At 69.0% G+C, this 24632-nt stretch carries 16 protein-coding genes and 2 tRNA genes; 13 read left to right on the top strand and 5 right to left on the bottom strand.

Annotation, left to right across the window (positions count from 1 at the left end; translation table 11 throughout):
- Positions 1-70 precede the first annotated feature (70 nt).
- Entirely contained in the window at positions 71-2056 is a 1986-nt protein-coding gene (locus LDO13_RS02650) for an FAD/NAD(P)-binding protein (protein ID WP_224048535.1), read from the bottom strand.
- 119 nt (positions 2057-2175) lie between these two features.
- Here LDO13_RS02650 and LDO13_RS02645 point away from each other — a divergent pair, with 119 nt between their 5' ends.
- From LDO13_RS02645 to LDO13_RS02630, 4 genes are all read left to right on the top strand, one after another.
- On the top strand, positions 2176-4464 hold the full coding sequence (locus LDO13_RS02645) for a prolyl oligopeptidase family serine peptidase (RefSeq protein ID WP_224048534.1): 2289 nt from the start codon (positions 2176-2178) through the stop codon (positions 4462-4464).
- A 145-nt stretch (positions 4465-4609) separates the two neighbouring features.
- Positions 4610-4697: transfer RNA gene (locus LDO13_RS02640), tRNA-Ser, on the top strand.
- Between the two features lie 144 nt (positions 4698-4841).
- Positions 4842-6491, top strand: a complete 1650-nt coding sequence (locus LDO13_RS02635; protein ID WP_224048533.1) for an NAD(P)/FAD-dependent oxidoreductase — start codon at positions 4842-4844, stop codon at positions 6489-6491.
- A gap of 24 nt (positions 6492-6515) precedes the next feature.
- A complete protein-coding gene (locus LDO13_RS02630; protein WP_224048532.1) occupies positions 6516-7991 on the top strand; it encodes an MFS transporter in 1476 nt (491 codons plus the stop codon).
- Here the strand turns inward: LDO13_RS02630 and LDO13_RS02625 are convergent.
- A complete protein-coding gene (locus LDO13_RS02625; RefSeq protein WP_224048531.1) occupies positions 7936-10125 on the bottom strand; it encodes a RecQ family ATP-dependent DNA helicase in 2190 nt (729 codons plus the stop codon). The two genes, LDO13_RS02630 and LDO13_RS02625, sit on opposite strands and share 56 nt — an antisense overlap.
- Before the next feature lie 151 nt (positions 10126-10276).
- Here LDO13_RS02625 and LDO13_RS02620 point away from each other — a divergent pair, with 151 nt between their 5' ends.
- From LDO13_RS02620 to LDO13_RS02605, 4 genes are all read left to right on the top strand, one after another.
- Entirely contained in the window at positions 10277-11695 is a 1419-nt protein-coding gene (locus LDO13_RS02620) for a phosphomannomutase/phosphoglucomutase (RefSeq protein ID WP_224048530.1), read from the top strand.
- Between the two features lie 4 nt (positions 11696-11699).
- Positions 11700-12206 (top strand): hypothetical protein, encoded by a 507-nt coding sequence (locus LDO13_RS02615; RefSeq protein ID WP_224048529.1) that lies wholly within the window; start codon positions 11700-11702, stop codon positions 12204-12206.
- A 20-nt stretch (positions 12207-12226) separates the two neighbouring features.
- Positions 12227-12676, top strand: coding sequence for an Rrf2 family transcriptional regulator (locus LDO13_RS02610; protein ID WP_224048528.1), 450 nt, complete (start codon positions 12227-12229; stop codon positions 12674-12676).
- 193 nt (positions 12677-12869) lie between these two features.
- A complete protein-coding gene (locus LDO13_RS02605) occupies positions 12870-14030 on the top strand; it encodes a globin domain-containing protein (RefSeq protein ID WP_224048527.1) in 1161 nt (386 codons plus the stop codon).
- A gap of 154 nt (positions 14031-14184) precedes the next feature.
- Here the strand turns inward: LDO13_RS02605 and LDO13_RS02600 are convergent, their stop codons facing one another.
- On the bottom strand, positions 14185-15582 hold the full coding sequence (locus LDO13_RS02600) for an FAD-binding oxidoreductase (protein ID WP_224048526.1): 1398 nt from the start codon (positions 15580-15582) through the stop codon (positions 14185-14187).
- Positions 15583-15840: 258 nt separating this feature from the next.
- Entirely contained in the window at positions 15841-17673 is a 1833-nt protein-coding gene (locus LDO13_RS02595; protein WP_224048525.1) for a phosphoenolpyruvate carboxykinase (GTP), read from the bottom strand.
- Between the two features lie 275 nt (positions 17674-17948).
- On the opposite strand from LDO13_RS02595, the gene LDO13_RS02590 reads away from it, so the two are divergent.
- Positions 17949-18022 (top strand) — tRNA-Arg (locus tag LDO13_RS02590).
- Positions 18023-18502: 480 nt separating this feature from the next.
- On the opposite strand, the gene LDO13_RS02585 is transcribed toward LDO13_RS02590, so the two are convergent.
- A complete protein-coding gene (locus LDO13_RS02585; RefSeq protein WP_224048524.1) occupies positions 18503-19360 on the bottom strand; it encodes an FCD domain-containing protein in 858 nt (285 codons plus the stop codon).
- 107 nt (positions 19361-19467) lie between these two features.
- On the opposite strand from LDO13_RS02585, the gene LDO13_RS02580 reads away from it, so the two are divergent.
- From LDO13_RS02580 to LDO13_RS02565, 4 genes are all read left to right on the top strand, one after another.
- A complete protein-coding gene (locus LDO13_RS02580; RefSeq protein WP_224048523.1) occupies positions 19468-20925 on the top strand; it encodes an NAD(P)/FAD-dependent oxidoreductase in 1458 nt (485 codons plus the stop codon).
- A gap of 124 nt (positions 20926-21049) precedes the next feature.
- The gene (locus tag LDO13_RS02575) at positions 21050-21754 is read left to right on the top strand and encodes an ABC transporter ATP-binding protein (RefSeq protein WP_224048522.1); all 705 of its coding nucleotides are present in this window, start codon (positions 21050-21052) and stop codon (positions 21752-21754) included.
- Positions 21751-23814, top strand: a complete 2064-nt coding sequence (locus LDO13_RS02570; protein ID WP_224048521.1) for a YhgE/Pip family protein — start codon at positions 21751-21753, stop codon at positions 23812-23814. The genes LDO13_RS02575 and LDO13_RS02570 overlap by 4 nt, the downstream gene beginning before the upstream one ends.
- Positions 23811-24467: a TetR/AcrR family transcriptional regulator gene (locus tag LDO13_RS02565; RefSeq protein WP_224048520.1), complete on the top strand. Its 657-nt coding sequence runs from the start codon at positions 23811-23813 to the stop codon at positions 24465-24467. The genes LDO13_RS02570 and LDO13_RS02565 overlap by 4 nt, the downstream gene beginning before the upstream one ends.
- Positions 24468-24632 lie beyond the last annotated feature (165 nt).

Genomic DNA, 24632 nt, shown 5'->3' with positions numbered 1-24632 from the left:
GCGCATATGTCCAGCGCTCGGCCCCGACGGAGGGCATGCTCACCTTTCCTGAGCCGCGGACAGCCCCCAGCTAGCGCCCGAGAATGGCCCGGGCAATCTCGTCGGCGTCCCGCAGCGTGCGCTGGCCGCTGCGGTACACCGGTCCGCTCTTCTGCCGGGCCTCAGCCGCAATGGCGGTTCCCCACTGGACGGCGGACAGCTGCAGTCCGAGGACATAGAGTCCTTCCGTCACCGAGCCATTTGCGCCCAGCGGCCGGTACGGGTGCGGGGCCACGTCCAGTCCCGACGTCGGCACGGGAGTCCCCTCCACCGTCATCATGAGCCGGGGCCGGACCAGGCCTTCGGCGAGCAGCTGCTCCAGCAGGGGCGACTCGTTGACCGCCACCCGGTTGGCCGGCGCCAGCGCCTCGACCATAGCCACGGCATTCACCACTTCCCCGGCGCCGTCTTCCGCGCGGTTCCCCACCCAGGGCGACACCGCCGTGAACGTCCCGGCTTTGCGGTCCACCCCGAATTTCGGGTCCGGCCCGACGAACCGGACCACTCCGGCGCTGACCAGGGCAGCGAGCTGTTCGGCCCGCAGCGCCGGCGGCCCGCTGGCCAGGCCTTCCACAAACGATTCGAACCAGCCGCGGAGCCCGGCAACCCACGATTCATCGGTGATCCCGCCGTCCGCGACGGCGGTCTTCAGGACCGCGCGGCCGTGGTGCAGGGCGCCGATGGTCATCTTCACCGGGTCGTCCTCCCCCAGTGCGGAACGCCGGGCGTCGTCGAGCAGATACTCGACGACGGCGCCGTCGAGTTCCGCGCGGGAGCCGAACGACCGCCCGGCCAGCGGCGCCGCGAGTCCCAGCAGGTTCAGCCGGTGGGCGGGACGGACGTGGATGTCCAGGACGGTGTCCACCAGGTTTTCCCATTTCGCGGCGGAGTGCGCATGCGGGTGCAGGGCGTGCTCCAGTGCCTTCAGGAACTCCTTCGCATCCGTCAGGATGGCCCCCGGCTGCGAGCGCGCCAGCGTTGAGTAGTAGGCCCACAGTGCGTCGCGGTGCAGGAGGGGCCAGAGGTCGTGGTCGAAGGCGGGCCGGATTCCGGTCTCCGCGAATTTCGCCAGCGCGCTCTCGGTGCAGTATCTCAGCGTCACGGCGTCGGGGTAGTACCCGGCGAGGGTGGCCTTCGCCCGGTACGGGGTGCCGCGCCGTGAGGCCGCGATGATGAGCGGTTCGCGGCCGGAGGGAAGGTAGCTGAGCCGGCCGTCCGCGCCGGGCAGGAACCTGCCGCCACGGCCTTCGGTCAACTGGCCCATGGCATCAAAGAAATTCAGTCCCATGCCGCGCACCAGCACCGGTTTGACGGCCGGCACCAGCGACCAGTCGACGTCGGCCGGCGCGGCCGGCGGCAGGTACAGCAGCCCGAATTCCTCCGCCGCGGCCTGGAGTTCGCGCTGTTCGGGGCTGAGCCTCGATTCGAGGTGGCCGAGGGCCAGCACCACGGAATCGACGGTGAGGACCCCGCCGTCGGCCAGTTCGACGTCGAACGTCACCCGGCTGCCGTCCCCGTCACCGGTTGCGCGGGCGGCCGTGTGGCGGACGGACGTCGCCGTCGTGCTGTGGAAATCCACCGTGGCGCCGGCGGGGAGGCGGGACAACAGCTCCTCCAACGTGGAGCGGAGGTAGCGGCCGTACAGGGCCCTGCTGGGGAAGTCCGCCGAGTCCAGCCCGGTCAGTTCGGCCCGCTCCTCGGCCGTGAGGGCGGGGTGGGGCTGCTCCCGCTGCAGTTCACGCCAGCGGTCGAAGGTGTGCCCGGCCAGCGGCCGCGCAAGCCCTGGTTCTTCTGGAATGACCGTGGGATAGAACGACTGGGTGTTCATCAGGTAGAGCCGGGACTGTCCGGGCTGCCAGACATGCCCCGGGCCTGCGGGATACGGATCAACGACGTCTATGTGCAGGGCGGCGTCCGGCCCGGCGGGCACCCAGTTGGCCAACAGCCGCTCCAGCACGCTCGTGCCCCGGGGACCGGCGCCAATCACTGCCGTCCGGATGCTCTGCGATATGCCCACGGCATCCAGCGTATCCGCTGCGGGCCCGCGCTCCTGACCCGCCTGACGGTCGCGGGACTCGTTCCGCGGGGCGCCCGCTTGACTTGCTACCGGCGCGCCGATGTTGCTTGGATGGAAAAATGACCACCACTGAAGCTGCTCCCCCGCCCGCGTCCGACCGTCCCGCCGGGGCCGCCACCGAGGGAACCGCCCCCGAACCCGTCGACGAGAACGTCTGGCTCGAGGAGATCTACGGCGCGGAACAGCTTGCCTGGGTCCGGGAACAGAACGCCCGCACCGAAGAGCTCTTGGAGGACGCGGAGTACGCCGCACTGGAAGGCAGCATCCTCGAGGTCCTGGACTCCACCGACCGGATCGCGATGGTGGGCAAGCACGGGGACTGGTACTACAACTTCTGGAAGGACCGGCAAAACCCGAAGGGCCTGTGGCGCCGGACCACCTGGGACAGCTACCGCGGCGGAGCACCGGACTGGGATGTCCTGCTGGACGTGGACGCCCTGGCCGCAGCGGACGGCGAGGAATGGGTCTTCCACGGCGCCAGCTTCCTGCGCCCGGCCGACGGCGAGCCGCACCGGCTGGCGCTGCTTGCCCTCTCCCCCGACGGCGGCGACGCGAACCGCTACCGCGAGTTCGACGTCGAGACCCGCAGCTTCGTGGACCCCGCGGCCGGCGGCTTCGACCTGCCGACAGCGAAGGGCAACGCCTCCTGGCTGGACGCGGACACGCTACTGGTCGCCTCCACGGCCGAGGGGCTGCCCAGCACCACATCCTCCTATGCCCGGACCGGCGTCAAGCTGCGCCGCGGCGGATCCCTGGCCGCAGCGGAACGGCTGTTCGAAATCCCCGAAGACCACATGATGGCGCTCGTGGCGCACGACTCCACGCCGGGCCACGAGCGGACCTTTGCCGTGGACTGGATCAGCTTCTTCGAGAAGACCACCTCGGTGTTGCGGGACGGGCAGTGGGTGCAGATCGACGTTCCGGTGGACGTGAACCTCAGCTCGCACCGCGAATGGCTGCTGTTCCGGCCCCAGAAGGACTGGACCGTCGGCGCAGCGACCTACCCGGCGGGGTCCCTGCTCGCCGCCGGCTTCGAGGCCTTCCTGGCCGGCAGCCGGGACCTGTCCGTGCTGTTTACCCCGGACGAGCGCACGTCCCTGCAGTCTTGGAGCTGGACGCGGGACTTCCTGCTGCTGAACCTGCTCCGCGACGTCTCCTCGGAGATCCGGGTCCTCGATCCGCACCAGCCCGGCACGGACACCGCCTGGGCCTCGACCGTGCTGGATGCCTGCCCGCCGCTGCACGACGTCAACGCCTACGCCGTCGACGACGAGGACACCGCCGGCGGCTCGGACGACGACGATACTGACGGCACCGATGCTGCCGCCCCTGTGTCCGAGACCGAGGCGCCCGGGGCCGGGAACGACTTCTGGCTCGTGGCCACCGGTTTCACCACGCCCAGCACGTTGACCCGCGGCACCCTGAAGCGTGCCGCCTCCGGCGGGGTGGACAGCACACACGAGGTGGTCCGGACTTCGCCGTCGTTCTTCAACGAAGAGGCCTACGAAGTCCAGCAGCACTTTGCGGTGTCCAAGGACGGCACCCGGGTGCCGTACTTCCAGGTGGCGGCGAAGGATCTGGTCCTGGACGGCCAGAACCCCACGCAGCTTTCCGGCTACGGCGGCTTCGAAATCTCCCGGACCCCCGCGTATAGCGGCGCGATCGGCCGGGCCTGGCTGGAACGCCGCACCGAGGAATCCGCCGGGCACGAGGGGGACGCCCCGCATACCCGGGGCGGCGTCTACGTGGTGGCCAACATCCGCGGCGGCGGCGAGTACGGTCCCTCGTGGCACCGCGCGGCCCTGCAGGAGAAGCGGCACCGGGCCTACGAGGATTTCGCCGCTGTGGCTGCGGACCTGATCTCGCGCGGCGTAACGTCGCGGGCGCGGCTCGGCTGCGTGGGCGGATCCAACGGCGGCCTGCTGGTGGGGAACATGCTCACCCAGTACCCGGAGCTCTTCGGCGCCGTCTCCTGCGGGGTCCCGCTGCTGGACATGCGCCGCTACACCAAGCTGTCCGCCGGCTACTCCTGGATCGCCGAATACGGCGACCCGGACGTGCCGGACCAGTGGGAGTTCATCAAGACCTTCTCGCCCTACCACCTCCTCCGGGACGGGGTGGACTACCCGGAGGCGTTCATCTGGACGGCCACGTCGGATGACCGGGTGGGCCCCGTCCAGGCCCGCAAGATGGCCGCCCGCATGCAGGCGATGGGCATTCCCAACGTCTGGTTCCACGAGGCGCTGGAGGGCGGCCACGCGGGAGCCTCGGACAACCGCCAGGCGGCGGCCCTGCAGAGCCGCAGCCAGCACTTCCTGTGGCGGGCGCTGGCAGGCCGGAACGCCTGACCCAGGGCACCTGCCAGCGAGGCCAACGCGGGGTCACTTCGCGCCGGTGTGCGGGCCCGGCATGGGCGCGAAGTGACCCCGCGTTGGCCGTTTTGCACTGCATGGCACCTTCTGCGTATCCTTGGTTGGCTAGTTAATAGCAATTGGAGACGTGCCAGAGCGGCCGAATGGGCTTCACTGCTAATGAAGTGTGGGGCACAACTCCACCGGGGGTTCAAATCCCCCCGTCTCCGCGTTTGGCCCCGGTCCCTGGACCGGGGCCTTTTGCGTACCCGGCCCCGGCCAGTGGCGGCATCCTCTCCGGCGCCCGCCGCCACGGTACGTCCGGGGGCCGGACAACAGACGTATTCCGGCGGCCCGGATGGCAGGATAGGCCCATGTCGAGCAACCCCATGTCGAAAAACAGCGCATTTGACGCGATCATCGTCGGCGGCGGCCACAACGGCCTCGCCGCGGCTGCGTACCTGGCCAGGGCCGGCCGGCAGGTCCTCCTGCTGGAAAAGCTTGAGCATCCCGGCGGCGCAGCCGTGTCCGCCCAGGCGTTCGACGGCGTCGACGCGCGCCTCTCGCGGTATTCCTACCTCGTGAGCCTCCTCCCGCAGCAGGTCATCGCCGATCTGGGTCTGCGCATCCGGCTGGAGCGGCGGCGGTACTCGTCCTACACGCCGGACCCGCACGACGGCGGCCGCGCGCTGCTGGTCGACAACGGGGATGCCGCGGCCACCGCCGCATCCTTTGCCGCCGTCGGGACTCCCGACAGCGAATTCCGGGCCTTCAACGAGTTCTACGCCGGCTTCCGGCAGCTCACCGAGGCCCTCTGGCCCACCATGACCTCGCCGCTGCCGACGCGGTCCGAGGCGAGGAACCTCGCGGCCCGGGCCGGCGCGGAGGCGGTGTGGGATGCCCTGACCGAACGGCCCATCGGGGACACCATCGCCAAGTCACTCCAGCACGACCTGGTCCGCGGCGTGGTGCTGACGGACGCCCTGATCGGCACGTTCGCCCGGGCAGACGACGAGGACCTGCAGCAGAACATCTGCTTCCTGTACCACCTGGTCGGCGGCGGAACGGGCGACTGGGACGTGCCCGTCGGCGGCATGGGCGCGGTGTCCGGGGAACTGGAACGCGCCGCCCGCGAGGCCGGGGCGACCATCCTGACATCCGCGGACGTCACCGCCGTCAGCCCCGGAGGTACGGTCAGCTACCGCCACGACGGCGCAGAGCACACGGCCACCGCTTCGTGGGTCCTCGCCAACGTGGCCCCGGTGGTCCTGGACCGGCTCAGGAGCTCCGACCCCTCCAGCGGCACTGCCCCCACCACGAACCCGAACCATCTCCGGGAGGGTGCCCAGGTCAAGGTGAACCTGCTGCTGAAGCGGCTCCCCCGGCTGCTGGATGAAACGGTCAGCCCGGAAGCGGCCTTCGGCGGGACGTTCCACATCAATGAAACCTGGTCGCAGCTCGACGCCGCCTACCTCGCCGCCGCGGCCGGCACCGTCCCGGACCCGCTGCCGTGTGAGATCTACTGCCATTCCCTCACGGACCCCAGCATCCTGTCCCCGGAGCTGCAGGCCGCCGGCGCGCAGACCCTCACCGTGTTCGGCCTGCACGTCCCGGACCGGCTGATCACGGCGGAGAACAATGAGCGGCGCCGGGCGGAGCTGCAGGCGGCCGTCCTGAAGTCGCTGAACTCGGTCCTGGCTGAACCCATCGAGGAACTGCTGCTGACGGGCCCGGACGGGCAGCCCTGCATCGAAACCAAGACCACCCTGGACATCGAACGGGCGGTCGGCATGCCGCGGGGCAACATCTTCCACGGGGGCCTGGACTGGCCGTTCGTCGAGGACACCGCGCCCCTGGACACCCCGGCGCAGCGCTGGGGCGTCGCGACGGATGACCCGCAGATCCTGCTCTGCGGCTCCGGCGCCAGGCGCGGCGGTGCCGTGAGCGCGATCGGCGGGCACAACGCGGCCATGGCGGTGCTGGAATCCGGGCCGGCCGAATCCGGGCCGGCCGCCCGGGACTGAACCCGGCGTCGTGGAGATTCCCGCATGAGTGAGCCCTCGCCGCCGTCCGGCGCATCCGCGGACAGGTGGAGTCCCCGCCTGGCCCTCCTCGTCGCCGCCACCTTTTTTATGGAGTTCCTGGACGGCACCGTCCTGACCACGGCGATCCCCAGCATCGCGGCGGACTTCTCGGTCCCGTCAGCGGACGTCAACGTCACCATGACCGCCTACCTGATGACCGTGGCGATGGGCATCCCGCTCAGCGGGTGGCTGGCGGAGCGGCTCGGGGCGCGGCGCGTGTTCTGCCTGGCCATTGCCGTGTTCACCGTGGCCTCGCTGCTGTGCGCGCTCAGCCAGGACCTCACCATGCTCACCCTGAGCCGGGCGCTGCAGGGCGCGGGCGGCGCCATGATGGTCCCGGTGGGCACCCTCGTGGTGCTCCGCGGAACGGCTAAGAAGGATCTGCTCCGCGCCACGGCCTACCTGGTGTGGCCCGGCCTGCTGGCCCCGGTCCTCGCCCCGCTGGTGGGAGGCGCGCTCACAACGTTCCTGTCCTGGCACTGGATCTTCCTGGTCAACCTTCCGCTGGGGCTCGCCGCGTTCGTCGCGGCGCTGCGGCTGGTCCCGAGCACCAAGGGCGACCGTTACCGCCGCCTGGACTGGCTGGGGCTGGCGCTCACGACCCTGGGCGTGGGGTCCGTCATGGTCGGTCTCGAGCTGGCCGGCGGCCGCGAGTCCGGCGCTTTCGCAGCCATCGGCATCACGGCAGGGCTGGTGTTCCTCAGCGCCGCGGCCTGGTGGATGCGGCGGACGCGCTCCCCCCTGTTCGACCTGGGCGTCTTTTCCACCCGGACGTTCCGCTCCACGGCGACCGGCGGCTTCATCTACCGCCTGACCATCAGCGCCGTGCCCTTCCTGCTGCCCCTGATGTTCCAGAACGGCTTCGGCTGGGATCCGCTGCGCGCCGGGGTGTTTGTCGCGGCGGTCTTCATTGGCAACATCGGGATCAAACCGGCCACGACCCCGCTCATCCGCCGCTTCGGCTTCAAACCGGTCCTGGTCTTCGCCTCGCTTGCTTCTGCGGCCACCTTCGCGCTGTGCGCCCTGCTCGACGCCGGCACGCCGCAACCGCTGATCTTCGCCCTGCTGGTCGCCAGCGGAGCCTTCCGGTCCATCGGGTTCTCGGCCTACGCCTCGGTGCAGTACGCCGACACCGTTCCCGCCCAACTGCCGTCCGCCAACGCCGTCTCCGCGACCATGGTGCAGCTCGCGACGGCGGCCGGGATCGCGATCGGGGCGCTCCTGATCCGGGTCTTCGAGGCCAGCGGCCCCCTGATGGCCCAGGCGGGCGCCTCCGGAGGGGACCCCGCGGGACCTTACCGGGCGGCGTTCCTGGCGATTGCCGTGATCATGCTCCTCAGTACCCTGGACAGCCTGACGCTGCCCCTCCATGCAGGGGCCGAGGTCAGCCGGCCTGGCCAAGCACCAACGGCAGCACGGCCCCGGCGCCCGCGAGCCTGAGGGCCCGGCCGGCCACCGTCACGGTCCAGCGGCTGTCGACCAGGTCGTCGATCAGCATGACGCTCTGGCCCTGGATCCCGGCCAGGGCCGCTTCCAGTTCCGGTCCCACCACGAGACGGTCCCAGACACCGGCAAGCCGGTACGCGCTGTTGCCCCCGCGCCCTCCGGTCGGTCCGCCGTGCTCAAGCTGCAGCTGCCCCAGGTACGGGATCCGGCCGATCTCCGAGATGCCGCGGGCCAGCGAATCCACCAAGGCGGGCTTGCTGCGGGACGGAACGCTGATGATGGCGGCCGGCCGCCCGGCCCCGCTCCAGCCGGGAGTCCGGCTGTCACCCGCGCCCCACTCGCGGAGCACCTGCACACACGCCTGCAGCATGCCGGGGTCCACGGTGCGGTCGGGGGCACCGGCGGCAAAGGCTTCGCGCAGGGCTCCGCCCCAGCCAAGGTCCGTAAGCCGCGCCAGTGCCCGGCCGCCGGCGACGCTCTCTTCGGGTTTGATCTTGCCCTTCACGGGAACGCCGAGGCGGTCCATGCCGCTGGGCCACTGCAGCCGCGGTTCCAGCGGGACACCGGCGCGGCTCAGCGTCTGGCCCGCGGCTTCGGTGGCCGAGGCGGCAATGTCTGCCGGGAACCACGTGCCGGCGCAGTTGTCGCAGCGGCCGCAGGCACGGGCGGTCTCATCGTCGAGGACCGAGGTGATGTATTCCATCCGGCAGCCCGCGGTGTCCTGGTAGATCACCATGGAGTCCTGTTCGTCCACCCGGGCCTCCGCGATCCGGCCGTAACGCTCGGCGTCGTAGGTCCACGGCTGGCCGGTGGCGCGCCAGCCTCCGCCGACCCGCTCGACAGCACCGTCGACCGCCAGGACCTTCAACAGCAGCTCCAACGGTGTCCGGCGCAAGTCCACGCGTGCCTCCAGCGCCACCGTGGACACAGCGGTCCCCGCTTCGGCGAGCGCCGTCAGGACGGCACCGGCTTTTTCCTCCGACGGCATGGACGCGGTGGCGAAATACTGCCAGATGTCGCGGTCCTCGGAACCGGGCAGCAGGAGCACATCGGCGTTGGCGGCGCCACGGCCGGCGCGGCCGACCTGCTGGTAGTAGGCTACCGGGGACGACGGCGCCCCCAGGTGCACCACGAACCCGAGGTCCGGCTTGTCGAAGCCCATGCCCAGGGCGGACGTGGCAACGAGGGCCTTGACCTGGTTGTCTTTGAGGAGCTGTTCCGCCCGTTCCCGGTCCGCCGGGTCGGTGCGTCCGGTGTAGGCGAGGACCTCGTGGCCGGCTTCGGCCAGGAGCCGCGCGGTGTCCTCGGCCGCGGAGACCGTCAGGGTGTAGATGATTCCGCTGCCGGGCAGGTCTGTGAGGTGCGTGAGCAGCCAGCCGAGCCGGTCGCGGGAGTCCGGCAGGCTCAGCACACCCAGCCGGAGGGACTCGCGGCCCAGGGCGCCGCGGATGGTCAGCACACCGGCGCCGAGCTGCTCCTCGATGTCGTGGACCACCCGGGAGTTGGCCGTGGCAGTGGTGGCCAGGACCGGGACGGTATCCGGCAGCTGGGTGATCAGGTCCGCGATGCGCCGGTAGTCCGGGCGGAAATCATGGCCCCAGTCGGAGATGCAGTGCGCCTCGTCAATGACCAGGAGACCGGTGCGGCGGATCAGCTCGGGCAGCTGGTTCTCGCGGAAGGAGGGGTTGGTGAGCCGCTCCGGCGAGACCAGCAGGACATCGACCTCGTCCGCCGCCAGCTGTTCGCGGACGGTGTCCCAGTCCAGCTGGTTGGCGGAGTTGATGGCCACCGCCCGGACCCCGGCCCGCGCCGCTGCGGCCACCTGGTCACGCATCAGCGCCAGCAGGGGGGACACGATCAGGGTCGGCCCGGCGCCGCGCCGCCGCAGCAGCAGGGACGAGACGAAGTACACCGCCGACTTTCCCCAGCCGGTGCGCTGCACCACGAGGGCGCGCCGGCCGCCGTCGACAAGGGCCTCAATCGCCTCGAACTGGCCGTCATGGAACTCCGCGTCCGGGTGCCCGACCAGCTCGCGCAGGACCTCCTGGGCCTGCTCCCGCGTCCCCGGTTGTCCGGCGGATGCGGCGTGCGGAGCGGACAGGACTGCAGCGTTCTGGTTATTGGCCATTGCTTCAGTATCCCAGCCCCCTCCGACAGCCACGAAGCCACGGGCGCCGCTATGTGGACAATCACTGCGGTTGCCCCGGCAGTCCGGCGGCTGACGGAATCCGCCACCGCTCCTCCACGGCCCGAATCGGCTTCAACGTAAGATAAGACGCGTGACTACGGAAAAGACAAAGACTTTTGACCTCTCGGCCTCCTTCAAGGCCTACGACGTGCGCGGCATCGTCGGCGAATCGATTACCGCGGAAATCGTCGAGGCTGTGGGCGCGGCGTTCGTCGACGTCCTGCAGCTGGAGGGCAAGACGGTTCTCGTCGGCGGCGACATGCGCCCCTCCTCCCCCGAATTCAGCAAGGCCTTCGCCAACGGTGCCGCCACCCGCGGAGCCAACGTCCAGCTGCTTGACCTCATCTCCACCGATGAGCTCTACTACGCCTGCGGTGCGCTCAACGCAGCCGGCGCGACGTTCACTGCGAGCCACAACCCAGCGGAGTACAACGGCATCAAGATGGCCAAGGCCGGCGCCGAGCCGATCTCCTCCGAGTCCGGGCTCAAGGAAATCCAGGCGCGGGCCGAGGAATACCTCAACTCCGGGTCCATCCCCGCCGCCCCCAGCCGCGGCCTGATCGGTGTCCACGATGTCCTGAAGGGCTACTCCGAGTACCTCCGCAGCCTCGTGGACCTCCGCGGCACCCGCCCGCTGAAGGTCGTCGTCGATGCCGGCAACGGCATGGCCGGCCTCACCACGCCGGCAGTCCTCGGCGACGCCTTGCTGCCCAAGCTTCCCCTTGAGATCATTCCGCTGTACTTCGAACTCGACGGTTCGTTCCCGAACCACCCCGCCAACCCGCTGGAACCGGAAAACCTGCGTGACCTGCAGGCCGCCGTCGTCGAGCACGGCGCGGACATCGGACTGGCGTTCGACGGCGACGCCGACCGCTGCTTCGTCATCGACGAGAAGGGCGAACCCGTCTCCCCGTCCGCGATCACCGGCATGGTGGCCCGCCGCGAGATTGCCCGCGCCCAGGGCCTCGGCGAGTCAACTCCTACCGTCATCCACAACCTGCTGACCTCCCGCGCCGTCCCCGAACTGGTGGAACGCCACGGCGGCCGGGCGGTCCGCACCCGCGTCGGCCACTCCTTCATCAAGGCCGTGATGGCCGCAGAGGGCGCCATCTTCGGCGGCGAACACTCCGCCCACTTCTACTTCCGCGACTTCTGGAACGCAGACGCCGGCATGCTCGCCGCGATGCACGTCCTGGCAGCCCTCGGAGAGCAGGACGGTCCGCTGTCCGAGCTCGGCCGCGAATACGAGCCCTACATGTCCTCCGGCGAGATCAACTCGGAAATCGAGGACAAGGCCGCCGCCGTCGAGCGCGTCCGGCACGACTTCCACGACGAGGACGTCGAGGTGGACTACCTCGACGGCAGCACGTTCATCGCCACTGACGGCAGCTACTGGTTCAACCTGCGCCCTTCCAACACCGAGCCGTTCCTGCGCCTCAACGTCGAAGCGACCGACGCCGCCACCATGGAACGCGTCCGCGACCGAGTCCTGGCGCTGGTCCGGGGCTAGGACCGTGTCGGAACTGCCGGCGGAAACCGCAGCCGAGCCCGCACCGGCGTCCACTGACGGGTCGTGGCGCGACAGCGTCCCCGAGGCCAGCGCCACCGATCTGGAGAACCTGCTCGGCACCGGGGTCGGAGCCGCCCAGGAGCAGCTTGAGCGCAACGGCGGGTTCCTGCCGTTCGCCCTGGTGGTCGAGAACGACGGCGAGGTCCGCCTTGTCGCCGTGACCCCCGCCGACGCGGCCGAGGGCGCTGATGCGGACTTCGACGCGGACTCGATGATCAGCGACCTCACCGAGCTGCTGCGCCAGCACCGGGACGAGTTCCGCGCTGCCGCGATCGTCTGCGACATCACCCTGCTGGAGGAAGCCTCGGACGCCATCCACGTGGCCGCGGAGCACCGCGACGGTTCCCTCTTCGCGGCGGTCCTTCCGTACGCAGCGAACCCCGCAACGCGTGAGCTCGAATTCGGGGAGCTCTCCGCCGATACCAACGAGCCCGGCGTCTGGGTGGACTAGACCGCCCGTAAACTGGTGTTATGAAGATCAACGCCTTCGCGGATGTGAGCCTGCGCGCCATGATGGTGCTCGCGGCCGCTCCCGACGGCGGGCTCCTCACCACCCAGAGCATCGCAGACGCCGTCGCGACGCCGTACAACCATGTCAGCAAGGCGATGGCGAAGCTGCGGGAGCTGGGCATGATCGACGTTGAGCGCGGCCGGCACGGCGGTGCCCGGCTCAGCAGCGCCGGCCGGCTCGCCACCGTGGGCCAGCTCCTGCGCCAGCTGGACACCCGCACCGATCCGGCCGACTGCGCCGGCGCCGGCGGGGCGTGTCCGCTGATCAACGAATGCCGCCTCCGCGGAGCCCTCGCCCGCGCCCGCGAGGCTTTCTACAGCGAACTGGACGGCATCGTCGTCGCGTCGCTGCCAACCTCCCGGCAGATGGCGCCGGTGTTCCAGGCGATCGGGCTGCGCCCCGGGCTTTGAGCCGACGCGCCGCCACTCTCTGCCGGCCACCTCCAAAACCACCGCGGCACCGGACCCGCCACGCCCGGGAATCCCGTCGATTTGAACTTGTTTTCTACGCCATGTAGAACTGAGCTATAAATACACGCATTTTAAATGCTGGTATTTGCATCGGTCCGGTTGCAGACCCCGGGCCACTACCTCAGGAGTCAATATGCTCTCGGACAAGTCCTTCCCCGTCATCGAGGCCACCCTGCCGCTGGTCGGATCCCGGATCGGTGAAATCACCCCCAAGTTCTACGCCCGCCTCTTCGCAGCGCACCCGGAACTGCTGGACGGGCTGTTCAGCCGCTCGAACCAGCGCAACGGCAACCAGCAGCAGGCCCTGGCCGGAAGCATCGCCGCTTTCGCCACCCACCTGGTGAACAACCCCGGAACCCTGCCGGAGACCGTGCTGGCCCGCATCGCCCACCGCCACGCCTCTCTCGGCATCACCGAACCGCAGTACCAGGTGGTCTACGAGCACCTGTTCGCCGCCATCGCCGAAGACCTGGCCGAGGTCATCACCCCGGAGATCGCCGAGGCCTGGACCGAGGTCTACTGGCTCATGGCGGACGCGCTGATCAAGCTGGAAAAGGGCCTCTACGCCGCCCAGGCCAACGGCACGATGTGGAGCCCGTGGCGGGTCGCCGCCAAGACCGCCGCCGGCACCGGTTCCATGACGCTCACCCTGGAACCGGCGGACGACACACCCATCACCTCCGCCCTCCCGGGCCAGTACGTCAGCGTGAAGGTCACCCTCCCGGACGGGCTCCGCCAGGTCCGCCAGTACTCCCTCTCCGGCGACGCGGGCACGAGCCGCAGCTTCACCACCAAGAAGGACGACGGCGGCGAAGTCTCCCCGGTGCTGCACAACAACGTCCAGGTGGGCGACATCCTCGAGATCTCCAACCCCTACGGCGAGATCACCCTCAAGGAAGGCGAAGGCCCCGTCGTCCTGGCCTCCGCCGGCATCGGCTGCACGCCCACCGCGTCCATCCTCCGCTCCCTCGCGGACTCCGGCTCGGACCGCCAGGTCCTGGTCCTGCACGCGGAAAGCGACCTCGAGTCCTGGGCGCTGCGTTCCCAGATGACGGACGACGTCGAGCGCCTCGACGGTGCCGACCTCCAGCTCTGGCTCGAGCGGCCGGTCGCCGGAACCAGGGAGGGCTTTATGTCCCTGCGCGAAGTGGACCTCCCCGCCAATGCCTCGCTGTACCTGTGCGGTCCGCTGCCGTTCATGAAGAGCATCCGCAACGAGGCCATCAACGCAGGCATCCCCGCAACGAAGATCCACTACGAGGTCTTCGGCCCGGACATCTGGCTCGCCAGCTAATTTCCCCCATCGAGTGCTCCGCAGCTGCCCTTTTGAGGGGTCAAAACGGCAGTTATGGAGCAATCGACGAGGGTTCGACGGCGGCCCGGCACCTTTCGCAGCAAAGGTGCCGGGCCGCCGTCGTGGTTAACCTGGCCAAACAGCCCGGCCCTGTTCACGACGCCGGCGGCGCCCCGGTGATTGTGTGGCCGAAGCGCAGGAGGTTGCCCGGGTCGTAAGCGGACTTCGCGGACCGCATCCGCTCGTAGACGGCGGGAGACCAGGCCCTGGCCCGGTCGGCCTCGTCGCCGGGCTCGCCATGGAAATTGACCAGGGTATATCCGGTTGAGTGGGGAGCCATCGCGGCAAGGATCCCGCGGATGGAGGCCGCCACCGCCTCCGCAATGGGCGGTGTCTTGAAGCCGACGAGGAACAGCATGAAGGCCGCGTCCCGTCCCGACACCGCATCCGGCGGCCCAGCCTGGGACAATGCGGCCCGGGACAGTGCGCCGCCGAACGGCCGGATCTCCACCAGCAGCAGCGGACAGCCCGAACGGTCCCCGGTGAGTTCAAGCAGGTCCGCAACAGTCTCGTCGCCGAAATCCTTCAGGATCGCTCCGCCCTCCGTGAAGGGCAGCGGGTCCGCCGGATCCATGTGGATCTGGTCGACATCGAGGTAGCTCATGGGCCCGGCTGTGTCCATCAACGGAGTCGACACCGCACGCATCGGGGCAAGCAGCGCGTCGCCGTCCTCGCGGTTGCCCAGGAAGGCAAAGCGCAGGTGCACGACGAACTGGTTCCGCAGCGGCTCGGGTACGAAGTCCATGTCCGGAAGACGCAGCAGGGAGATCGACGGCGAGGCGTCGTCGGGCAGCGTGGGCAGCCACTGACGGAAGGCAGCCAGGATCGTGGCCGCGTCCGCCCCGGGATAGATGATGCCGCCCCCGTAAAACTCACTGACCGGAAAGAGGCTGAACTCTAGTGCGGTCACGATCCCGAAGTTGCCCTTGCCCCCGCGCATCAGTGAAAACAGCTCGGCCTCGGTGTCGGCATCGATTCGGCGCAGCGCACCGTCGGCGGTGACGATGTCCATGCTGCGAACATGGTCGGCCGCGAAGCCATGGGCGCGGCCGAGCACGGGCAGACCCCCGCCCACCGTGTACCCGACGACGCCCACATCGGTACTCGAGCCGTGCAATCCGACTAATCCGTGCGGCACGCTCGCCTCTAGGACGGTGCGCCACTTCACACCTGCGCCGACGCGTGCCGTACGTTCAACCGGATCGATCCGCAGGTCCTGCAGGCGCCGCGTGTTGATGAGCAGACCGCCGTCGATCGCGGAAGAGGCGCCGTGCCCGGTGGACTGGACGGACACGGGAAGCCGGCGTTCCGCCGCCCATTTCACCGCGGCTGCGACGTCCTGCGCATCCGCGGCACCAAGCACGACGTCGGGCCGGTGCACCGTTGCGACGTTGAAGGCGAAGGTCTCCTCCGCGAATTCGAGGCTGTCCGGCAAGGCGACCGGACCGCTGACCGCATTGGACAGGGCCTGGATGTCGTCGATGGCAAGCATGATGGACTCCTGAGCTCTCGCGTGCTGCGAGCAGGTCGGGGCACAGCAGCGCACGCGTCGAGTGCCCCCAGCGCCCTCCCCAGTCGGCGGGCGGCCCGGCTGATGAATGCGTTGAGCCTAGGACGCCCCCGCGGCTGCGGTCTAGGGACCTAAGTCCCCCGCGTCCGGTTCGCCGGCCCAGAGACTCGATGGGGAGTACGACGGCGGCCCCGCACCTTTCGCAGGTGCGGGGCCGCCGCCGTCGTGTTTTGCTGGCTGCTAGTGCGCTGCCAGGCGTGCCTTCAGGCTGTCGAGCTCGGACCGCAGAGCATCGGGCAGGGAGTCGCCGAACTTCGCGTACCACTCCTCGATCGAGGCCAGCTCGGCATCCCACTCCTCGCGGTCCACGCGGACGGCGTCCTCTACGTGGGCGTGCGTCAGGTCCAGGCCGGAGATGTCCAGCGAGTCCCCGGTCGGCACGAAGCCGATGGGGGTCTCGACGGCGTCCGCCTTGCCTTCGATGCGCTCGATGGCCCACTTGAGGACCCGGGCGTTGTCGCCGAAGCCGGGCCAGGCGAAGCCGCCGTCAGCCGTGCGACGGAACCAGTTGACCAGGAAGATGTGCGGCAGGCGTTCCGGGTTGGCCTTGCCTGAAACGCTGATCCAGTGCTTCAGGTAGTCACCGGCGTCGTACCCGATGAAGGGCAGCATGGCCATCGGGTCGCGGCGCAGCACACCCACCTGGCCGGCAGCGGCCGCAGTGGTCTCCGAGGAAAGGGTGGAGCCCATGAAGATGCCGTTGGTCCAGCTGCGAGACTGGGTGACCAGCGGAACCGTCGTCTTGCGGCGGCCGCCGAAGAGGATCGCGGAGACTTCCACGCCGTCAGGGCTGTAGTACTCCTCGGCGAGCATGTCGATCTGCGAGATCGGCGTGCAGAAGCGCGAGTTCGGGTGCGCTGCGGGCTTGTCGGAATCGGGCGTCCAGGAGTTGCCCTGCCAGTCGGTCAGGTGCGCGGGCGTCTCGTCAGTCATGCCCTCCCACCACACGCCGCCGTCGTCCGTGAGGGCGACGTTGGTGAAGATGCTGTGGCCCTTGGCAATGGCGCGCATGGCGTTGGGGTTGGTGCCCCAGCCGGTGCCCGGAGCCACGCCGAACAGGCCGGCCTCCGGGTTGACGGCGCGCAGTTCGCCTTCCTTGCCGATCCGCATCCAGGTGATGTCGTCGCCGAGGGTTTCGACCTTCCAGCCCTCGATGGTCGGATCCAGCAGGGCGAGGTTGGTCTTGCCGCAGGCGGAGGGGAATGCCGCGGAAACGTAGTAGTTCTTCTTCTCCGGCGAGGTCAGCTTGAGGATGAGCATGTGCTCGGCAAGCCAGCCCTCGTCGCGGGCCATCACGGATGCGATGCGCAGGGCGTAGCACTTCTTGCCCAGGAGGGCGTTGCCGCCGTAGCCGGAGCCGAAGGACCAGATGGAGCGCTCCTCGGGGAAGTGCACGATCCACTTGTCCGGGTTGCAGGGCCATGCGACGTCGGCCTGGCCGGGGGCCAGCGGTGCGCCGAGGGAGTGCAGGGCGGGGACGAAGAACGCGTTGGTGGCGGTGATCTTGTCCAGGACCTCGGTGCCGATCGTGGCCATGATGCGCATGGAGGCGACAACGTAGGCGCTGTCCGTGATCTCCACCCCGAACTTGGGATCCTCGGCGTCAAGGTGCCCCATGACGAACGGGATGACGTACATGGTGCGGCCGCGCATGGAGCCGCTGAACAGTCCACGCAGCTTCTCCTTCATCTGGGCCGGAGCCATCCAGTTGTTGGTGAAGCCGGCATCGCGTTCGTTCTCGGAGCAGATGAAGGTCTGCTCCTCGACGCGGGCCACATCGGCGGGATCGGAGAATGCCGCGAAAGATTTGGGGAACAGCTTCTCGTTGAGGCGGGTGAGCGTGCCGGCGGCAACGAGCTCGTCCGTGAGCCGGGTGTTCTCTTCTTCGGAGCCGTCTACCCAGTGGATCCGGTCCGGCTGAGTCAGTTCGGCTACCTCTTCAACCCATGCCAGCAAGCCGGCATGCGTGGTGGGTGCCTTTTCAAGCAACGGCAGTCGCGCCAGATCTCCCATTACGGTTCCCTTCCTCGGGTTCAGTGGTGTTTCCTAAATGTAGGGCTAGATCACCCCCCGAAATCGGGGCAAGATGTGGGATGTCTGGGGGCCGCGAAATCAAAAACCCCGGAAATTCAAGGAATCGACGTTACAAAAAGTCCCGATTTTGTGACTAAGGTCACGTAGACCGGTCTAGTCAGCCAGATTACACCCGTTTCGATTTGTAACTACGGCCCCACCTCGCGTAAAGTAATTCGAGGTTCGGGGAGCGAGAAGTTCCAAGAACAGAGAATGCGCCCATAGCTCAGCTGGATAGAGCGTCTGTCTACGGAACAGAAGGTCAGGGGTTCGAATCCCTTTGGGCGCACAGAAAAAAGATCCGCACCGGTCCGCCGGTGCGGATCTTTTGTTTAACGCCCGACGGCAGTGACAGCTTCAGGCGGCGACGGCGCGGGCCCGCCCTGCGACGGCGGGGCGCGCGACGGGTCATAGGCGGTCTCGCCTGGCGGCTGGGCCCGGGGGCACTTTGACACGAACACGCCGCGAACGCCCGGCCCGAGGTCCGAAATCTCGTCCAAAGTCGCCCCGGACGGCGAGCCGTAGTGTCGGGAGCTTCCCTTCGTTTGCGGGGTCGATGGGCAGCGTCTGCGGCGCGGGTTCCTGGCGGGCGCCTGCGCGATCGACGGGTCGGCGCACATCATCGCGTCCACTCCAGCGTCACCCGCTCACTCGTTGGTCCTGTAACACCATCGACTGCTCCGTAACCGCCCTTCTGGGCGGCCAAAAGGGCGGTTACGGAGCACTCGACGGGAGTTCGACGGCGACAGCGGGGCGCGGCGGGGCGGCGCTACGGCGCGAGGGCCTGGCTGATCCGGTCCCGGATACCGTCAAAGTGGCCGTTGAGCCGCTGGGCCGCGAGAACCTTGTCCGCGCTCGCCACCGCCTCGTAGATCCCGCGGTGCACGGCCGCAGTTTCCTGGAGGCGTGCTACCTCCGCTGCGCGCAATTTAGCCCCGCCCGCCTCAACACCTCCCGATGCCGCAGCGCCCACGTCAACTCCGCCCGCCTCCAGCCCGCCCAATTCAAGCTGGATCCGCCGGTACACCTTCCAGAAGACACCCAGCAGGCTGACCAGCAGCTCGTTGTTGAGCGGCTCGAACAGCCGGCGGTGAAATTCGGCGTCGGCTTCGAGGAAGTGTTCCCCCGCGGCTGCCAGCGATTCCATTCGGAGCACGGATTCCTCGACGGCCGCCAGGCGCTCCGCGGTCATCAGGTCCATGGCGCGTGCAATCAACCCGGACTCCAGCGCCTGCCGCACGTCCACGAGCTGCAGGGCCTCCTGCCCATGGTGCCGCAGTGACAACCGGCCACGGAAGGTGAGCCCGTCGGCCAGGGCGTCGAAATTGTTGGGGGCCACGAACATCCCGAAGCCATGGCGGATTTCGATCACCCCCAGGGCCTGCAGGACCTTCAGGGATTCCCGCAAGGTGTTCCGCCCCACGCCCAGCACTGCGGAAAGCTCATTCTCGGTCGGCAGCGCATCCCCGGCTTCCAGCTCACGTTCCAGGATCAGATCCATGATGTCCACCTGCAGCGCCCGCAGCCGGGCCTGCGCACTGAACCTCGCCGGAGGCAGAGACCTGCCGGCAGCCGCACTCGTGCCGCGCACGCCCGCACCGCCGACGGTCGCGTTGCCTGACGTCATCGCCTTCTCCTCCCCCAATGCTGTTCCCAACAGTAGTAGTGGTCCCACGTCCTGCAAAGGGCCTCCAGCGCGGTTCCCGGGCCCGACTCCGGGCGTAGGCTTTTGCCATGACGGCACAGTTTGAACGGGAATTCGATGTCATTGTGATCGGCGCCGGCGCCGTGGGCGAGAACGTGGCCGACCGCGTGGTGCAGGGCGGGCTGACCGCCGTGGTGATCGAAGCCGAACTGGTCGGCGGCGAATGTTCCTACTGGGCATGCATGCCTTCCAAGGCGCTGTTGCGTCCCGGCACGGCCCTCCACGGCGCCCAGACCGTCCCCGGCGCCGAAGAGGCCGTCACCCGGACCCTCGACGCAGCCGCCGTGCTGAAGCGCCGCGACCACTTCACGTCCAACTGGCAGGATGACAGCCAGGTCAAGTGGCTCGAGGATACCGGGATTGAGCTGATCCGCGGCCACGGCTGGATCACGGAGACCCGGAAGGTTGAGGTCGCCGGGCTGGACGGCAACAGCTACGCGCTCACAGCACGCCACGCCGTTGTGGTGGCCACTGGGTCATCGCCTACGGTGCCGCCCATCGAAGGGCTGTCCGACGTCGACTACTGGACCACAAGGGAGGCGACCTCCACGTCCGAGATCCCGGACCGGCTGGCGGTCCTGGGCGGCGGCGTAGCCGGCACCGAACTCGCCCAGGCCTTCGCCCGGCTCGGCGCCGCCGTGACCCTGGTGGCCCGGGGCAGCCTGCTTCGCGCATTCCCGGCGGAGGCCGCCTCGCTGGTCGCGGCGGGGCTGCGGGCGGACGGCGTCGATCTCCACCTCCACACCGGGACCCATAGCGTCCGGGAGAACGACGACGGCACCCTCACCCTCGAGCTGGAGGGCGGCGCCACCGTGACGGCGGACAAGCTTCTGGTCACCACCGGCCGGCATCCCGCGCTGGAAGGGGTCGGGCTGGAGAGCGTCGGCCTCGGCGCTGCGGACGGGAAGGAACTGCGGCTCGGCACCGACTCCACTGGCCTGGTCTCGGGCGGCACCGGGAACGACGTCGACCCGTGGCTGTACGCCGCCGGCGACGCCGGAGGGAAGGTCAACCTGACCCATCAGGGAAAGTACGGGGCGCGCGCCACGGGCGACGCGATCTCCGCCCGGGCCAAGGGTGAGCTCAGCGGCGGGGCAGCCCCGTGGAGCCGCTACGCCAGGACCGCGGACGACCACGCCGTGCCCAACGTGGTGTTCACCGATCCGGAACTGGCCAATGTGGGCCGGAGCGTGCGGCAGGCGGAGCAGGACGGCTTCAGGGTGTCCTCCGTGGAGCTGCCCATCCAGGTGGCAGGGTCCTCACTGCACGCCGATCGATACGAGGGCTGGGCCCAGCTGGTGGTCGACGAGGACCGGAAGGTGCTGCTGGGCGCCACCTTCGCCGGCCCGGATGTGGCCGAACTGCTGCACGCCGCCACCATCGCCATCGTCGGTGAAGTGCCCCTGGACCGGCTCTGGCACGCCGTGCCCGCCTACCCCACGATCAGCGAGGTGTGGCTGCGCCTCCTGGAGGAGTACGGGCTCTGATCCGGCGCGCCGGCCGGACGAAGGACCGGCACGGTCTGCTTGATCACATTCACCCCCTTCTATTTGAACTGACTAGTCAGTTTAGTTAGCCTTGTCGTAGACATTCTTCTGCGAAAGGCTCCCCTTGCTCCGCGTGCAACAGCTCTCCGTGAACGGCAGACGGGACGAGCTGCTGCCGGCCACCTCCCTTCAGGTCCGGCGCGGCGAACTCCTGCTGGTCTCCGGCAACCGCCAGGACCGGCGCACCGCCCTGGCGCTGGCCCTGAGCGGACGGCTGAAACCTTCGGGCGGCGACTTCGAGTGGGACGGCAGCACCAGGATCAAGACGCTGCGGCAGGCGAGCGCCGTCGTTGACTCCCCCGGCGTGAACGAACCCGAGCAGCACCTCAGTGTCCGCGATCTCGTCACCGAGGATCTGGCCCTGGTTCCGCGCCGCTACCGGGGTTCGCTGCTCAGCAAGCCCTGGCTCAAAGTCAACCGCTTCGAGGACATCGCGGGGTTGTGGACCGAACAGCTTCCGGCCGCCCGGCGGGTCGAGCTTCTCACCGCCCTTGCCCTGGCAAACCCGGCCACGGATCTGCTGGTGGTCGATTCCCCGGACCGGCACGGCGCCGATCCCGAGGACTGGCTGCCGCGGCTGGAGGAGCTGGCTTACGACGCCGGCCGTCCCCTCGCCGTCGTCGCCACCGTCATGAGCTTTCCGGCAGGCTGGACCGGACCCGCAGCCGCCATCGGCAACGCGGGCATCGGCAACGCGGGCCCCGACGCAGACGCCGCCCCCGAACCCCTTGAAGCATCCAACTCACCCGAAACTGAGGACGCAAAGTGACTGTGCTGCGGCTGGCCCGCTCCGAACTCAAACGCATGACCGGCGGTTTGCTGCCCAAGCTGACCATCCTGGCGCTGATCATGGTGCCGCTGCTCTACGGCGCGGTGTACCTGTACGCCAACTGGGACCCCTACGGAAAGCTCAACCAGATCGATGCGGCGCTGGTGGTGGAGGACGCTGGCGCCACGTCCGCCGACGGTACCCGGCTTGAGGCCGGCCGCAAGGTGGCCGAAAGCCTCGTGGACGGGCACGTCTTCAACTGGCAGACGGTCTCCGGCACTGAAGAAGCCGACCAGGGCGTGAGCACGGGCAAATACGCCTTCGCCCTGAAGATCCCCCGGGACTTCTCGGAGAACCTCGTCTCACCCGGCAGCTTCGACGCCGCCAACCAGGCCATGCTCAACGTCACCACCAACGATGCGAACAACTATCTCCTGAGCACCATCGTGGACAAGCTCACCACCGCCGTGCACACCACCGTGGCCACCGAGGTCGGCGAGGAGACCGCCAACCAGCTCCTCACCGGCTTCGGAACCATCCACTCCCAAATGCTCAAAGCCTCCGACGGCGCCGGTGAACTCGCGGGCGGCGTCGCCAACCTCCACGACGGGACGGTCACCCTGCACCAGGGCACGGGGGACCTCAGGAACGGCGCGGCCGAGCTCTACACCGGCCAGCTGAAGCTTCGGGACGGCGCCAACGCCCTCAGCACGGGGGCAGCGGAACTCAACGGCGGGCTGGCCCAGCTCAAGGACAAGACCGCCACGCTGCCGGCCGATTCCCGGGCACTCGCGGACGGCGCCGCGCAGGTGGCCGCCGGCAACGCCGCCCTCAATTCCAAGGTGCAGGGCCTCGCCGGGCAGCTGGCCGCCTCCGAACGGGCCTCCGCCCAGGCGGCCGCCCTGGCGGAGCGCGGACGGGTGGCCGCTTCCACCAGCCGGCTCGTCGCCAACGGAACCATCACCCCCGCCCAGGCGGAGGCTGTCCTTGCGGACTTCGATGCCAACCCGGCCCCACCGGCACCTCCCGGGCCCGCGGCGGCCTCCCTCCAGGCCGCGGCGGCGCAGACCCGGCAACTGGCGGACGGGTCCGCTGCCGTCAGCGCCGGGGCGGCCAAGCTGGCCGCCGCCACCCCAGCCCTCGGCGGCGCCATCAGCCAGGCATCCGCCGGCGCCGGCCAGCTTGCCGGCGGCGCCGCCACTCTCGCCGCCGGGCAGCAAAGCGCACTGGACGGCGCAGCGAAACTCTCCGAGGGCGCGCAGACGCTCGACGACGGCGCCGCCCGGCTGGAAAGCGGGGCGGCCACGGCCTCCGAGGGCGCCGGAACCCTCGCAGCTGAACTCGCCAAGGGCGCCGGCCAGGTCCCCAACCCCGACGACTCCCAAAAAGACAGCCTCGCCAAGGTGATGGCGGATCCGGTCGCCGTCAGCAACGTCTCCCAGGCCAAGGCCGGCTCCTACGGCGCAGGCCTGGCACCATTTTTCCTCACCCTCGCGCTCTGGATCGGCGTCTTTATGCTGATCCAGGCCATGCGGCCCGTCACCCAGCGGGCGCTGGCATCAAACGCCCCGGCGTGGAAGATCGCCGTCGGAGGCTGGCTCCCGTTCCTGGCCGTCTCCGCCGTCCAGGCGAGCCTGCTCACCCTCGTGGTGGACGTGGGGCTGGGGCTCAACCCCGCCCACCCCTGGCTGATGTGGTTCCTGATGCTGGCCGCCGCGATGGCGTTCAGCGCGATCATCCAGGGCGTCGTCGCATTGCTCGGATCCCCCGGCAAACTCGTCGTGCTCATCCTGCTGGTGCTGCAGCTGGTCTCCTCCGGGGGCACGTTCCCCTGGCAGACCACGCCCCAGCCGCTCCACGTGGTGCACCAGCTCCTGCCGATGGGGTACGTGGTCAACGGCATGCGGCACCTGATCTACGGGGCAGACCTTGCCGTCATCCTGCCCACGATGCTGGGGCTGCTTGGCTACACTTTGCTGGGAACGGCACTGTCCACCCTGGCCGTCCGGAAGCACAAGTACTGGACCCTGAAGACCCTGAAACCGGAGATCGCCGTATGAGCAGCCGCACGGACAAAACTGCTGTGGAAACTGCCGCGGAGACGCCGGCAGGGACCGCGAAGAAGCTCCGGCCGTCCCGCACCAACGCAACCAAACAGAAGCTGTTCGAGGCCTCGATGGAGCTGATTGGCGAGCGCGGCGTGGCGGGGGTGACGGTCGACGAGATCGCGGCGGCCGCCGGAGTCTCCAAAGGCACGGTCTACTACAACTTCGGCAGCAAGTCGGACCTGATTGCCCAGCTGCTGCGGCACGGCGTGGACATCCTGCTGGCACGGCTGCTGAGCGTCAGGGACGATTCCGCGGACCCGCTCGCGGCGATGGACGAAATGATCGGCCAGGCCATGGACTTCATGGATGAATACCCGTCCTTCGCCCGGCTGTGGGTCAGCGAGAACTGGCGGACCCCCAGCGAGTGGCAGGACACTTTCGCCGAGCTGCGCGGACGGCTGCTCTCCGTGGTCGGTGCGGCGATCGATGGAGTGGCTGCCGCCTATCGGGTGGACCCGGGGGTGTCCCGGGGCAGCCTCGAGACAGCCATCTTCGGGGCCTGCTTCGTGGTGGGCCTGGACCGGCAGACCTACAACCCGGAGCGGACCAGGGAACAAAGTGTCACCGCGATCATGGCGTCCATGCGCGGCTACATCGTGAAGTAGCCCCTTTCGGGGATGATTATTCACATGGGCCACATGGGTAACAACGGCAAGATTGCCATCGGTGCGTTTCTCGCCGCCCTGGCGCTGCTCGCGCTGGCCGGCATCACCCTGCACGAGACCGTGTTCCTGTGGTTCCTGGCGGCCTCCGCGGTGGCCTACGTGGCG

It is taken from the genome of Arthrobacter sp. NicSoilB4 (assembly GCF_019977335.1).
Lineage (GTDB): Bacteria > Actinomycetota > Actinomycetes > Actinomycetales > Micrococcaceae > Arthrobacter.
The sequence above is the reverse complement of the archived record's forward strand: the minus strand, read 5'-3'. Positions and strand labels throughout refer to the sequence as shown.

Excerpts from the sequence above, each read along its gene's own strand:
- LDO13_RS02595 (WP_224048525.1), bottom strand. The coding sequence starts at position 17,673 with ATGGGAGATCTGGCGCGACTGCCGTTGCTTGAAAAGGCACCCACCACG.
- LDO13_RS02580 (WP_224048523.1), top strand. The coding sequence starts at position 19,468 with ATGACGGCACAGTTTGAACGGGAATTCGATGTCATTGTGATCGGCGCC.
- LDO13_RS02630 (WP_224048532.1), top strand. The coding sequence starts at position 6,516 with ATGAGTGAGCCCTCGCCGCCGTCCGGCGCATCCGCGGACAGGTGGAGT.
- LDO13_RS02600 (WP_224048526.1), bottom strand. The coding sequence starts at position 15,582 with ATGCTTGCCATCGACGACATCCAGGCCCTGTCCAATGCGGTCAGCGGT.
- LDO13_RS02610 (WP_224048528.1), top strand. The coding sequence starts at position 12,227 with ATGAAGATCAACGCCTTCGCGGATGTGAGCCTGCGCGCCATGATGGTG.
- LDO13_RS02625 (WP_224048531.1), bottom strand. The coding sequence starts at position 10,125 with ATGGCCAATAACCAGAACGCTGCAGTCCTGTCCGCTCCGCACGCCGCA.
- LDO13_RS02635 (WP_224048533.1), top strand. The coding sequence starts at position 4,842 with ATGTCGAGCAACCCCATGTCGAAAAACAGCGCATTTGACGCGATCATC.
- LDO13_RS02565 (WP_224048520.1), top strand. The coding sequence starts at position 23,811 with ATGAGCAGCCGCACGGACAAAACTGCTGTGGAAACTGCCGCGGAGACG.
- LDO13_RS02605 (WP_224048527.1), top strand. The coding sequence starts at position 12,870 with ATGCTCTCGGACAAGTCCTTCCCCGTCATCGAGGCCACCCTGCCGCTG.
- LDO13_RS02585 (WP_224048524.1), bottom strand. The coding sequence starts at position 19,360 with ATGACGTCAGGCAACGCGACCGTCGGCGGTGCGGGCGTGCGCGGCACG.
- LDO13_RS02645 (WP_224048534.1), top strand. The coding sequence starts at position 2,176 with ATGACCACCACTGAAGCTGCTCCCCCGCCCGCGTCCGACCGTCCCGCC.